Source organism: Nonomuraea sp. CA-143628 (assembly GCF_050942315.1).
GTDB lineage: Bacteria > Actinomycetota > Actinomycetes > Streptosporangiales > Streptosporangiaceae > Nonomuraea.
Genome location: NZ_CP192072.1, coordinates 6,140,146 through 6,152,361 on the forward strand (window position 1 = coordinate 6,140,146; position 12,216 = coordinate 6,152,361).

Genomic DNA, 12,216 nt, shown 5'->3' on the forward strand with positions numbered 1-12,216 from the left:
CAAAAGCACGCGTGCGCGAGCGCGCCAGGTGGCCCTAGGTTACCGTGCGGCCACCACAGCGTGACGCCGTAGGGCCTGGGCGAGGCCCGCTGTGGCGAACGCCGCCGCCACCAGCGCGGCGCTGACCCACAGAGGCGAGTGGTAGCCGAGCCCGGCGGCGATGGTGGCGCCGCCGATGGCGGGACCGGCCGCCGCGCCCACGTTGAGGGCCGCGGTCGCGAAGGAACCGCCGAGCGAGGGCGCCTGGGTGGCCGCGTACAGGACCTGGGCGATCAGGGTCGAGCCGACGGCGAACGACAGGGTCCCCTGGACGAAGACGAGCAGAAGCGTGGCGACCGGGCTGCCGGCCGCTGCGGCGAAGAGCGCCCACCCGGCGAGCAGGGCGATCCCACCCACGATCAGGACCCGCGTCGGCCGCGTGTCGGACAGGCGCCCGCCGATGGTCACCCCGGCGAACGACCCGAGACCGAACAGCGCCAGCACCGCCGGCACCCAGGCCGGCGAGAAGCCGCTCACGTTGGTGACCAGTGGGGTCAGGTACGTGAACGTACAGAAGGTGGCGGCGTTCACCAGCGCGGCCAGCGCCAGCACGACGAGCAGTCGCGGGCCGCGCAGGGCCCGGAGCTCGCGCCCCGCGCGGGGGTCTCCCGTCGCCGGCGTGAGGTCCGGCACCGAGCGCAGCACGGCGAAGACGGCCGGCAGGGAGATCAGGGCCACGACCCAGAACGCCGACCGCCAGCCGAACGTCTGACCGAGCGCGGCACCGGCGGGCACCCCTGCGATACAGGCGAGCGTGATGCCGCCCAGCAGGATGGAGGTGGCCCGCCCCTTGGCGTTCGGCGGGGCCATGCCGGCCGCCGTGGCGAGCCCCACGGCGAGGAAGCCGGCGTTGGCCAGCGCTCCGAGCACCCTGGTCACCAGGAGCACCGGGAAACTGGTGGTGAGCGCGCCGGCGACGTGTACGAGCATGAACGCGACCAGGAAGACGAGCAGCGCCCGTCTACGCGGCCAGCGCATGCTGAGCACCGCCATCAGCGGCGCTCCCACGATCATTCCCGCGGCGAAGGCGGACGTCAGCGCGCCGGCGGCGGGGATGGACACGTTCAGCTCACCGGCGATGTTCGGAACCAGTCCGGAGAGCATGAACTCGGACGTTCCTTGGGCGAAGACCGCCAGTCCGAGGATGTAGATGGCGAAGGGCATGAGCGAAGGACTCCAGGCCGCGTTGAAAGGGCATCACAGGACGACGCGGCGCGCCACCGCGCACACCATCAGGGATGCGCGGGCGCTACCGCGTGAAAGAAGGGACCAGGTCCGGCGGAGCGGAACACCTGGAATGAATCAGTCCGTATGACGGTGATCCGGCGGCGAGAGTGACGAAAGGGCGCGCTGGCCTCAGGGGGCGGCGCTGCCGCGTGACATCACGAGAAGCCACCGGAAGAACCGGTGGCTAGCGTCTTGACGCCTCAGGACTGGACATAGGCCACACGATAGGCAAAAGTCACAGAACTCGTCCATCGCATAAGCGCTTTTGCCCAGGTGCGGGTTTTTCGCACCTGCGAATCGAGCATGATGCGCACGACCCCTCGGCGGACGTTTCGGGGAGAAGCGATGAAGGGGTACGACTTCGAGGGAGCGGCACTGGAGCTTGGTGCCCTGGTGCGCGAGGACGGCACCGCCGACTCCGCCGAGCGGATCCGCATCCCCCTGAGCATGCTGAACCGGCACGGACTGGTCGCCGGCGCCACCGGAACCGGAAAGACCAAGACCCTCCAGCTCATGGCGGAGCAACTCGCCGCCCAGGGAGTCCCGGTCTTCCTCGCCGACATCAAGGGCGACCTGTCGGGCCTGGCCTCACCGGGTACGGCCTCCGAGCGCGTCACCCGGCGTGCCGCCGAGGTGGGCGAGACCTGGCAGCCCGCGGCCTGCCCGGTGGAGTTCTTCTCCTTGGGCGGTCTGGGAGACGGCATCCCGATCCGCGGCACCATGACCGCCTTCGGCCCGACCCTCCTGGCCAAGGTCCTCGGGCTCAACGAGACGCAGGAGTCGACACTCGGACTGATCTTCCACTTCGCAGACAAGCAAGGGCTGCCGCTGCTCGATCTCAAAGACCTGATCGCGGTCATCCGGTATCTGACCACCACGCCGGAGGCGCTGAGCGGCATCGGCGGGCTGTCGGCGGCGACGGCCGGGGTCATCCTGCGCGCCTTGACCAACTTCGAGGCGCAGGGGGCGGAGGCGTTCTTCGGCGAGCCGGAGTTCGACGTGCGCGACCTGCTCCAGGTGACGCCGGACGGTCACGGGGTGATCTCCGTTCTCGAACTGCCCGCCGTACAGGACCGGCCGCAGCTCTTCTCCACCTTCCTGATGTGGCTGCTCGCCGACCTGTTCCATGAGCTCCCTGAGGTGGGGGACGTCGACAAGCCGAAGCTCGTGTTCTTCTTCGACGAGGCGCATCTGCTGTTCGACGACGCGTCCAAGGCGTTCCTGCAGTCGATCGCCCAGACCGTACGGCTGATCCGGTCGAAGGGCGTGGGCGTGTTCTTCGTCACCCAGACGCCGAACGACGTGCCGACGGACGTGCTGGCCCAGCTGGGCGCGCGCGTGCAGCACGCCCTGCGCGCCTTCACCCCCCAGGACGCCAAGGCGCTCAAGGCCACCGTCTCGACCTTCCCCTCGTCCTCCTACGACCTGGAGCGGCTGCTCACCGAGGTCGGCATCGGAGAAGCCGTCGTGACGGTCCTGTCCGAGACGGGCGCGCCGACCCCGGTGGCCTGGACGCGCCTGCGCGCCCCTCAGACGCTCATGGGACCGTCGAGCCCGGACGTGGTCCAAGGCGTCATCGCCGCCTCGCCGCTTCAGCGGAAGTACGGTACGGCGGTCGACCGCCAGTCGGCTTACGAGATCCTGTCCGCGAAGCTGGCCGAGCCTCCCAAGGGCCCAGAAGCTCCGCGCGAGCCGGAGCGGGCCAGGGAGCCGGAGCCGAAGCAGTCCATGCTGGAGCGGGTGCTGGAGTCGAAGGAGTTCCAGTCCCTGGCGCGGTCGGCGGCCTCCAGCCTCGGCCGGGAGATCACCAGATCCATCTTCGGCACCGCCCGTCGCGGGCGACGCTGAATCAGCGCACACGGTCCTGGACTGGGGAGGGCACGGCCCGAGGTTTCAGGCCGGCGCGGCGGCGACCCGCTGCCGGAGCAGGGCCTCGTGGCCGGGGTCGGTGTACAGGGTCGCGGTCAGCCCCGTCTCGGCCGCGTCGGCGAGGACGGCCAGCAGGGTCGCGAGCTGCCCGGGAGGCTCGGCGCTGAGCAGTTCCTCCGCGTGCCCGACGATCAGGGTGACTGCGCCGACATCGCGCAAGGAGTCGGTGAGCGCGTCCCAGTTGCGGCCGAAGTGGCCGGGGAGGCGCAGGGCGCGTGCCACCTCCTCGAAGAAGGCGGCACGCGTCCGGCAGGCCCGCCCATCCACCAGTGCCGGCGCAGGGTCGGTGGACACTGTCAGCCAGTGCGGCGGCGGATGTGCGGCGGCGGTCATGGCGGTCCTAGAGCCGGTAGAAGTCGGTGTAATGGTTGGGGGAGAACCACGTCACACCGCTGCTGCGGTTGACGACGATCCGGTACGCGTCACGCGCGGCACCCCGCGCCCGGGAGTACACGTCGTACTCGTTGCTTTGGTTTCGCCACCTGCGGAGACATGATCCGAATAGGCTCTGACCTGGGAAAACGGCTACTGCTAGCGTTGGTTGTGATTGGCAGCAGTCGGTTGTTGGACGGCCCACAGACGGCCCAGGCGTCACATCCGTAGGCGAACACCGAGCGCAACAAGAGAGCCCCGGGCGGCCGGCCCGGGGCTCTCAGGTTGCTGACGTGGTCTACCCCGCGTCGCGGATGGTGTGGACGATCAAGCCCAGGAGTTCTCTCGCTTCGTCGTCGCAGAAGGCGTCACGGCGGAGGCTGTTCATGGTTGAGACGTACAGGGCAACGTCCTCCGGCCGCTCTATGGTCGTCACGCCGTGCGTCATCTCCACACGCACGAAGGGACGGCCCTCCTCAACATCGTCATAGATGACGAAGGGGTTCCAGCCTAGGAACGTCACCTGTCGGTCGATTGGCAGGATGCCCACCGAGATGTTGTCGAGGGCAGCCAAAGATATGATCCGGTCAACCTGGGCGAGAAGCGTGTTCACACCTCCCACCCGCAGACGCAAGGCCGCCTCGGTGATGAGGAACTCGAAGCGGCGGGTGGTGTCGTAGAGGATCTCTTGCCGCTGAATGCGCTTGCCCAAGGCTGCCGCGTGGTCCCGAGTGCCGCCAGTGTCCGACATTTCGAACACCCGCCGCGCATAGTCGGCGGTCTGCAACAGCCCGGGAACGATCAACGGCTGGTAGTTCCTTATGGTTCGTGCCGTGGATTCAGATTGAGCGATCTCACCCTGCATGTGGAGTTGGCCTCGCAGTGCGGCCCGCCAGGTGACGACCTCGGTGTGCGCCGCCTCCGCCAGCTGTAGCAGTCGCTCCCGAGTCTCCGCGTCCGCGTTCACGGCGTCGGCCCACGCGCCGACCTCGGCAGCCGTGGGCACCTTGACGCCGCGCTCGATCCGGGACGCTGACACCTGCGAGACTCCGATGGCGGCCCCGATAGCCTCTCCGCTCAGGCCGGCGAGCTCGCGGAGTCGGCGCAGCTCCATGCCAAGGTAATCGCGCTGTGTACGCGGCTCCGCGTCGGTCACGTGGTTCCACCTCCAGGTGTACAGAAGGGGCGGCTTGGAGGCCGCCCCTTCATCACTCGATCGTTGTCAGGCGTTGCATGTGCGCTCCTGGCGTGCCTGATTGGCCAGGAACTCGTTGAGGGGTATGGCCGCATCCCACGCCGCGGCGCGCACCGCCTTGTAGGCCGCGATCCGGCCGGGGTCGGTGACTAGCTCGCGGTCGAGGGGCCGGCCGACCGGGTCGTACCGCATCGCGATGGCGGAGACCGCGGACGTGTCCTCGTCGAACAGCCAGAAGTCCTCATGTAGGTCAGTCAGTTCGGGGTGATCCGAGCGGACTGCGATACGGATCTCCTCGCCTGCCGCCGCCGATTCGACGTAGCCCACCAGCTGGTAGCGAACGTAGTCGCTCAGCGGCAGGTCCACGATGTGCACCCGCGACCAGTGCCGCCCGGCCGCTGTGGTGACGGCCACACGCCGCAGCCACGGGGAGGTGCGGACGGAGCGGTCAGGGCGAGGCTCGCCGCGGAGCCACGCCTGGATGCGCGGGACCTCGCTGTCGACGGTGTACTGCTGGAGGGTCTCGAGCCGGAAGGTGGAGACGGTGGCCCCCTCGAAGCAGCGCTCGATGTCCTCCGGCGTCATGCTTCCCTCACCTCGGTGGGGATGTGGGTGACGAGGGCCCGGGGGAACTTGATGACGATCTCCCCCGGAGGGATCTCGCCGAGCTCCGCGAGTTCGTCGTCCGAGAGCCGGTAGCCCTGGAGGGCCACGTAATCGGCGTCGGGCTTGTACTCGTACACCTTCGGGCAGTCCCCGTCTTCGCAGAGGTCAGCGAGAAGCCTGAATCGCATGATCGGCTCTCCTCATTCGGTGTGAAGTCTATGGCCAGTCTGTTCTAAACCCAATGGTCGCCTACCAGCGAGCCATGTCAAGAGTCACGGGAAATCGCAGCTCATGGTGCATGTCTACCTCGACTTGCCGAGAACTTCGCCGATTCACCTTGACGTGCTAATCAGTTTCAGTCACGCTCTAGTCAGTCGCTAGACACGCAAGCCCGGTGGAGACCTGACTAGATGTCCGATTTGGGCAGTCGGGTCGCCCGATCAGCAGAAGGGGGCGACCTGTGCGCCGGAACCTCGTCCAGAGCCGCCCGCGTCGCGAGCGCCTTTTGAAGCCCGAAGACGTAGCGGACGTCTTCGACGTGTGCAAGCGCACCGTCATCGGGTGGGCGACGTCGGGCCGGTTGCCCTTCGTTCTGACGCCTGGCGGTCAGTACCGCTTCCGGGCGTACGACGTCGACGCCCTGGTCGACATCCCTGACGACGAGGTGGCGTGAACATGCCCACCCCCAGAAATGACGAGGGACGGCCCCTCTCCGCCAAGATCCGGGCCGCCCTCGTTCCCGTCCCGAAGACAGGAAGGAACTACCCCATGATGGCACAGCGTCCGTCCCTCGTGCCGCTCCAGCGTCTGCCTGAGCAGGAGCACACGTCGTGGTGCGTCAACCACATCCCCGGCGAGAATGCCGGCGACTTCGGCACCTGCATGGCCAACGACCTCACCGTCGACGACGCGTTCGTCGGCCTCAACTCCAACGCCGACGCCGGGATCCGCATCGACCTCGGGTTCACCGGCACCGGCACGAGCGTCGACGACGCCGAGCGGATCGCGCTCGCCATCCTCTGCCAGGTCGCCCGCGCCCGCGGTCTCACCCCGCCCGCCGACGTGTTCGCAGCGGTGACGGCATGACGACGCTCTTGCGCCGGTCGCTCCTCCTGTGGGATGCCGCCGACCACGACGCGAAGCCGTACACCGCCACGTTCATCTACCGCGTGTGCGACCCGTTCGCCGTCCGGCTGCTCGTCCCCGACCACGGCACCAACAAGGTCGCCGAGGTTGTGTTCGCCCGCGTGCTGCTCATCGACGGCTTCACCGCGCCGACCGGTGACGGCGCGGTCCGGGTCGAGCCGCACATCGTGGACCGCGACTACATGACGCTCACCCTGCCGACGACTCGCGACGGCAAGGAGTTCTACACCGAGCGGCGCCCGCTGCAGGAGTTCGTCATCGACACGTGCGCGGTGGTGCCGTCCGGCAGCGAGCGCCCCAGGGTGAACGCCGAGCTGGACCGGTGGCTGGCGGAGGCGACGCTGTGACGACGTTTGAGGCCGCCTACCGCCAGGCCGAGACGATGCGCGCCAGCGGCGCCACCCGCGACATGCTGCTCGACCGCGCCGAGGGTTTCGACGCCGCCTGGCAGTTCTCCTCCGCGGCTGCGTTCCGCGCCGTCGCCGGGCCCGCGGAGGCGTCCGCATGAACCTCCTCGACACGCTCCTGCCCATCGTCGGCCTGCTGGCCAACCTGGCGATCCCGACGGTGGCGATCACCGCCTCCTACCGCCGCGCCATCCGCAACGCGGCGGACTCCAGCGGCGACCACGACGAGGCGGAGTGATTCTGATGGCACTGAGGTTCCCGACAAGCCAGCCCGACGCCGCCCTCAACCGGGCGATCGGCGACTCCATCAAAGGCGCGACCGAGCGGGCCACCGCGGACGTGGACGCGACCCTCGCCCGGGTGGACGGCAAGGCGAACATGCTGCTGGCGTTCGCACTCGGCCTGGCCTCCGCGGTGGTCGCCCTCGCCGTCGCCCGCCCCCGCATCCACCCGGTCGCCATGGTGGCGATCGGCGGTGCCGGCGTCATGCTGGCCGTCGCCGCCGTGCTCCTGCTGCTGGCGGTGCGCCCCTACATTCCGCGCAAGGGCGGCACCGGCTTCGTCTCCTATGCCCGCGCTGCGGACGACGAGGAGCTTAAGCGGATGGTGGCCGGTTACGGCTTCGGCCACCTGCGGCACATGTCCGTCCTGGCCGTGGCCAAGTACCGGACCGTGCGCCGAGCCGTTGACCTGGTGATCGCAGCCGTGGTCGTGCTCGTCACCGCGATTCCCGTGGGGGTGATGGCGGCGTGATCACCGCGAAGCGCGTTGTCGTCGCGCTCGCTTTCTCAGCGCTCGCTCTCCTCACCCTGACCGGGTGCGGGCCGGAGGGGTCGGTGGTGAGGCAGTGGACCGAGTCGGGCTGTCAGGGCGCCGACGCTAGTCGATGCCCACGCACCTACTGGTTGCTGGTCGTCACCGCCTGGGGTGAGGACCCGATTCCGGTGCCGGTCACGAAGGCCCAGTACCGGGCGTGCGCCCCTCTCCACTCTGGCGACGGGCGTGGCAGTGAATATCCGACGTGTCTCAAGGAGGCCAAGAATGGGTGACACCCCGGCTATCGCGTTCGGGCTGCTGAGCCTGGCGCTGGGCATCCTGTTCCACAAAAAGCGCGCAAAGATCATTCGCAGCGGTGGTGAGGAAGGCGGCGGCAAGGGCAAGACCGGCGGCAGGGGGATCCTTCCTCGCGCGGTGCTGTGCCGGATCATCTCCGTCCTGATGTTCCTCGGCGGCGTGGGCGTGGCGTCGTCGTTCGTTGGCGACTGGCTGCGCGGCTGGGACTTCAGTATCGGCGAAGTCCCCACGGTGGCCATCGCCGCCATCGTGGCGGTCGTGCTCGGCTTCGCCGTTCTGATCGACGTGTGGGACGGCGGCGGCCTCAAGCCGATCACCTACGGGATGATCGTCATGTTCCCGCTGCTGTGGGCGACCGGCGGCGGCAGCCTCTCCTGGCCCAAGGCCATCTCCGCGCAGGCGTGGTCCTGGGTGACGGGGGCCATGTGATGACCCCCGTCACCAAGCGTCGACTGGCGGCCGCCATGTGGGCGAACCGCCCCAGCGTGTCGGAGCTGATGTTCTTCACGATCGCAGTCCTGGTCACGTACTGGCTGATCGCCATGCCGCTGGTCCTGCTCGTCGTGGCGGTGCTGCTGATTCTGGTCGGCGGAACTCTGCAGATGGCGCTCGCCGACCTGCGCAAGACCACCCCGGTCCCTCCGGCTGGGGAGGGTGACGATGCCGAGGATTGAGCACATCATCATCGGCCTCATCGTGGTGTGGGCCATCATCGCCATCGCGCGGCACGCCAACCGCACCAAGGCTGACGAGGAACGCCCGTCGTGGGCGGTCCGGGCGATCAACGCCGCCGGCGGGAATGTCGAAGCCAACCGGCTGTTCCCCGCCACCGGCGAACTGGTCGGCCGCGGCGTCGGTGCCGCCAGGGCGAGGTGGTCGCGCGGCCGGCCCGTACGGGCTGAGACGCGGGAGGCTCAGCGGGAGCGCGCTGCCGAGCTCGTCGGCAAGGCGCGCGAGGCAGCGGTCAGCCGCGGTCGCGCGGTGGTCGAGGCCACCCAGCGCCGGTGGGGTGGCCGTGACGGAGATCCAGGCCGCCGCCTGGCGTGGTGGCCGCGTCGGGGCGAGGCCGACGGGACGCCCGAAGCGGCTGACAGCGGTACGGGCGCAGAACGGCCGCAGCACAAGCTCGTGTGGGACGGAGAGAAGTGGCTCCGCGTCCCCGTCGACGAGGCGGACGCGCCGATGGGCGACACAGCCTCCGACGGCCCGAAGACCGAAGAGGACGCCACACCCGTCACCCCGGAGGCGGCGACGCCCAGGCCCCGGTGGCGTCTGCTGCGCCGCTTCGTGTGGTGGCGACGCAACGACGAGACCGGCGACACCGAGGCTCCTGCAGCCGCCCGCACCCCGGAGACCGTCCCCGCGGACACCGGAAATCCCATCACCGACCCAGCTGTCAGGGCTGCATGGCAGCGCCTGGCGGCTTCGTCCGCGGGCTACTGCACCCCGGAGAAGTGCACCGGCAACGGCACCTACGTCCAGATCACCATCGACGGCGTCCGGAAGACGTCGTGCCCCACCTGCACCGATCACAAGGAGAACACCGACATGGAAGCAACCGCACGCCCCCGGACCACGGACATCCCCCGGCAGGCCAGCACCAGAGACGGCAACGGCTGGCCGGTGAACGACGCCGCCACCGTGGCCCAGCTGTCGCCCATGGACTGGGGTCAGGTGGCCGACCGGGTTCGCGACTTCGAGGCCGGCGCCGACTACGAGCTCATCAACTTCATGACGGGCGAGGTCGCCGGGATCTGCACCTACGCCGCCGCCTACGAGCAGCTGCACGCCTCCTGCGTCGACACGATCGGCCTCGACCCCGTCGCGGTGCAGGGGCTCGGCGAGTTCACCGAGCACGTGATGGAGCTGGCCAAGGCGATGGGCGACGCGCACCAGCAGTTCCTCGTCCAGTACCAGGAGATTCTGCAGGCCGTCGCGAACGGCGTCGTGCTTCCGTACAACGGCCGCTGGATGACCGGCGAAGCCGCCGTCTAACCACCTTCGGCGCCCCAGCCTCTTCCTCCCCCGGGGCTGGGGCGCACCCTAGATCGAAAGGCAGAGGTCACGTGGTGAAAGCCAAGGCCACCCACGAGCGCCCGCCGCACATCCGTCACGCCCCCGCAGTGCAGGACGATGACGAGGAGCCCGGCGAGAGCTGGCTGTGGTACGCCACCAAGGCGAGCGGCAAGGCAACCGCGCGCTGGTTCGCCGCAGCCCCCGCCGCGCGCACCCCGCTGCTGGCCCTGCCCGCCATCTACGCCGCCGGCGCAGCCGTGCACGCCTACCACCTGCCGTGGTGGGGCATCGGCACGGTGACCATCGCTGGGACGATCGTCACCTACGCCAGCGCCATGAACCGCCTGCAGGGTGCCCGCATCGTCGGCGCCTCGGCCGCGACCGCCGCCACCGGCGGCTGGCTGGCCGCCGCCACCGAATTCGGTGTGAACGGCGGCCCGTCCGGGTTGGCGACGTGGATCTACCTGGGTGCGTTCGGCGTCGGGTACGCCCTGCACCGGCTCGGGCTGCGACCGCGCCGCGAGAAGGCGGAGAAGACGCCCGAGGTGGTGGACGAGGAGATTCCGCGCATCGACTGGGACGGCTACCTGGAAGGGTGGGGGCTCGCCGGTGCCGAGGTGTTGAAGGCGGAGCCGACCCGACTCGGTGAGCGGGTGCTGCTGGACACGCGCGGCACCGGCAAGCGTGCCTCCTCGTTCGTCAGCAAAGGACTCGCGGAGCTGATCGCCGAGGAGTTCGGCCTGTCGGCCAGCCGGGTGGACGTCCGTCTCGGTCGCATCGCTGGACAGCTGCTGATCTCGGTGCGGCTGCAGAACCCATGGGCGAAGCCGATCCCGCACCCGCTGCTGGACCCGCACCCGGAGATTGAGCTGCCCGAGGTCGGGGACGTGACCCGGCCGTTGATCATTGGCCAGGATCCGGAGACCGGCCGCCCTCTCGAGCTGGTCGTCTACGACGAGCACGGCGCCTCGCACATCGCCATCATCGCCACTAAGGGCGGCGGCAAGACCGTCGTGGTGGACAACGTCATGGAGCGGCTCACCGCCGCCGACAACTGCGCCGTGTGGGGCATCGACATCGCCAAGGGCAAGAACATGGCCCGCTGGCGCGACGCCGGCGCGCTCGGCCTGTCCGCGTGCGGCTCAAAAGAGAGGGCTAAAGCGGTCCGCATCCTGGAGTTGGGTGCCGAGATCACCCGCTGGCGTGAGGTGCACAGTAACGAGGCGGTGCACCAGCCGCGCCCAGGCGGTCCGCTCGTGGAGATCGTCGTTGAGGAGATCGACAGCCTGGTGGGCGGCGGCGATCAGCTCGCGCAGCGGGCCCGCGCAGCCCTCACCACGATCACCAGCAAGGGCCGATCCCCGGCGGTAGGGCTGGTCATCATCGGTCAGCGTGGCACCGCGGAATGGATCGGCGGCCCGAACGTGCGCGCCAACATCGACCGTTTCGTCTTGGCGAAGATGACCCGCGCCACCGAGATCATGAACGCGGTGGGTTCCGATGTCGGGTCTCGTCTGCCGAACGTGACCGCCTACGGGGAGGGCCACCCCGGCGTCATCCTCATCACCGACATCTCCGGCAACTACGACCTGGGCCGCTCCTTCCTGCTGAAGGAACTGGACGACCTGGAGCGGCTGGCGGAGGGACGCCGGCCATCGGACTTGGAGCCGGCTCTGGTTGAGCACCTCGGAAAGGCGTACCAGCAACTCCTGTCCGGCCAGCCCATCACCGAGGCTGTGCTGCCCGCATCCGTGTCCGCCGCCGAGGAGCAGCCGCAGGAGGGCATGGTGCGGGCGCCAGAGGAGCGGACCGCCGAACGCGCCGAGCTCGGTCGGCACCTGTTCCTGCTGCCCGCCCTGCCGGCCGCAGACGCTGAGCGGGTGCGTGAGCATTCGGCGGCCCGTTGGGAGATGTTCAAGCGGGTCGAATCCGAGGCGGAGGCGGCGCTGCCGTCGCAGGTGCCGGACGATGTCCGCGCCAAGATCATGGCGCGGCTTGGCGACGGCGAGGCGGCCCGTCCGGAGATCGAGAAGGCGACCGGCTATAGCCCGGCGGCGGTGCTCCGGTTCCTGAACCAGCTGCGTGGCGAAGGGTCCGTCGACATGCGCGGCCGTGGCCCGGCGACCCGGTGGTTCCTCACCGGGAACGAACACGTTGCGTGACGGCAGGTTCGGCGATGTGAATCTCCTCATCGAATCTCCTCAC

General features: G+C 69.2%; 16 protein-coding genes. 11 read left to right on the forward strand and 5 right to left on the reverse strand.

Features of this window, described 5'->3' with window-relative positions:
- Window positions 1-39: 39 nt before the first annotated feature.
- Entirely contained in the window at window positions 40-1,203 is a 1,164-nt protein-coding gene (locus ACQP2T_RS27920) for a Cmx/CmrA family chloramphenicol efflux MFS transporter (protein WP_433519007.1), read from the reverse strand.
- A 408-nt stretch (window positions 1,204-1,611) separates the two neighbouring features.
- On the opposite strand from ACQP2T_RS27920, the gene ACQP2T_RS27925 reads away from it, so the two are divergent.
- Window positions 1,612-3,114, forward strand: a complete 1,503-nt coding sequence (locus ACQP2T_RS27925) for a helicase HerA-like domain-containing protein (RefSeq protein ID WP_433519008.1) — start codon at window positions 1,612-1,614, stop codon at window positions 3,112-3,114.
- A gap of 45 nt (window positions 3,115-3,159) precedes the next feature.
- Here ACQP2T_RS27925 and ACQP2T_RS27930 read toward each other — a convergent pair whose 3' ends face one another.
- From ACQP2T_RS27930 to ACQP2T_RS27945, 4 genes are all read right to left on the reverse strand, one after another.
- On the reverse strand, window positions 3,160-3,528 hold the full coding sequence (locus ACQP2T_RS27930) for a barstar family protein (RefSeq protein WP_433519009.1): 369 nt from the start codon (window positions 3,526-3,528) through the stop codon (window positions 3,160-3,162).
- Window positions 3,529-3,865: 337 nt separating this feature from the next.
- On the reverse strand, window positions 3,866-4,723 hold the full coding sequence (locus tag ACQP2T_RS27935) for a helix-turn-helix domain-containing protein (protein ID WP_433519010.1): 858 nt from the start codon (window positions 4,721-4,723) through the stop codon (window positions 3,866-3,868).
- Window positions 4,724-4,789: 66 nt separating this feature from the next.
- The gene (locus tag ACQP2T_RS27940) at window positions 4,790-5,347 is read right to left on the reverse strand and encodes a DUF6879 family protein (RefSeq protein ID WP_433519011.1); all 558 of its coding nucleotides are present in this window, start codon (window positions 5,345-5,347) and stop codon (window positions 4,790-4,792) included.
- Entirely contained in the window at window positions 5,344-5,556 is a 213-nt protein-coding gene (locus tag ACQP2T_RS27945; RefSeq protein WP_433519012.1) for a hypothetical protein, read from the reverse strand. Before ACQP2T_RS27945 ends, ACQP2T_RS27940 begins: the two co-directional genes overlap by 4 nt.
- 272 nt (window positions 5,557-5,828) lie before the next feature.
- Between ACQP2T_RS27945 and ACQP2T_RS27950 the strand changes: the two genes are divergently transcribed.
- From ACQP2T_RS27950 to ACQP2T_RS27995, 10 genes are all read left to right on the forward strand, one after another.
- A complete protein-coding gene (locus ACQP2T_RS27950) occupies window positions 5,829-6,041 on the forward strand; it encodes a helix-turn-helix domain-containing protein (RefSeq protein ID WP_433519013.1) in 213 nt (70 codons plus the stop codon).
- A 95-nt stretch (window positions 6,042-6,136) separates the two neighbouring features.
- On the forward strand, window positions 6,137-6,454 hold the full coding sequence (locus ACQP2T_RS27955; RefSeq protein ID WP_433519014.1) for a hypothetical protein: 318 nt from the start codon (window positions 6,137-6,139) through the stop codon (window positions 6,452-6,454).
- The gene (locus ACQP2T_RS27960; RefSeq protein WP_433519015.1) at window positions 6,451-6,861 is read left to right on the forward strand and encodes an SsgA family sporulation/cell division regulator; all 411 of its coding nucleotides are present in this window, start codon (window positions 6,451-6,453) and stop codon (window positions 6,859-6,861) included. Before ACQP2T_RS27955 ends, ACQP2T_RS27960 begins: the two co-directional genes overlap by 4 nt.
- Entirely contained in the window at window positions 6,858-7,022 is a 165-nt protein-coding gene (locus ACQP2T_RS27965; RefSeq protein ID WP_433519016.1) for a hypothetical protein, read from the forward strand. The genes ACQP2T_RS27960 and ACQP2T_RS27965 overlap by 4 nt, the downstream gene beginning before the upstream one ends.
- Entirely contained in the window at window positions 7,019-7,159 is a 141-nt protein-coding gene (locus ACQP2T_RS27970) for a hypothetical protein (RefSeq protein ID WP_433519017.1), read from the forward strand. The genes ACQP2T_RS27965 and ACQP2T_RS27970 overlap by 4 nt, the downstream gene beginning before the upstream one ends.
- A gap of 5 nt (window positions 7,160-7,164) precedes the next feature.
- A complete protein-coding gene (locus ACQP2T_RS27975) occupies window positions 7,165-7,674 on the forward strand; it encodes a Pycsar system effector family protein (RefSeq protein ID WP_433519018.1) in 510 nt (169 codons plus the stop codon).
- Between the two features lie 288 nt (window positions 7,675-7,962).
- A complete protein-coding gene (locus ACQP2T_RS27980; protein WP_433519019.1) occupies window positions 7,963-8,424 on the forward strand; it encodes a hypothetical protein in 462 nt (153 codons plus the stop codon).
- Window positions 8,424-8,669: a hypothetical protein gene (locus tag ACQP2T_RS27985; RefSeq protein WP_433519020.1), complete on the forward strand. Its 246-nt coding sequence runs from the start codon at window positions 8,424-8,426 to the stop codon at window positions 8,667-8,669. The genes ACQP2T_RS27980 and ACQP2T_RS27985 overlap by 1 nt, the downstream gene beginning before the upstream one ends.
- Window positions 8,656-9,990 carry a hypothetical protein gene (locus tag ACQP2T_RS27990; protein ID WP_433519021.1) on the forward strand — a complete coding sequence of 445 codons (1,335 nt, stop codon included), beginning with the start codon at window positions 8,656-8,658 and terminating at the stop codon, window positions 9,988-9,990. The genes ACQP2T_RS27985 and ACQP2T_RS27990 overlap by 14 nt, the downstream gene beginning before the upstream one ends.
- 71 nt (window positions 9,991-10,061) lie before the next feature.
- Window positions 10,062-12,173: a winged helix-turn-helix domain-containing protein gene (locus ACQP2T_RS27995; RefSeq protein ID WP_433519022.1), complete on the forward strand. Its 2,112-nt coding sequence runs from the start codon at window positions 10,062-10,064 to the stop codon at window positions 12,171-12,173.
- Window positions 12,174-12,216: the final 43 nt, after the last annotated feature.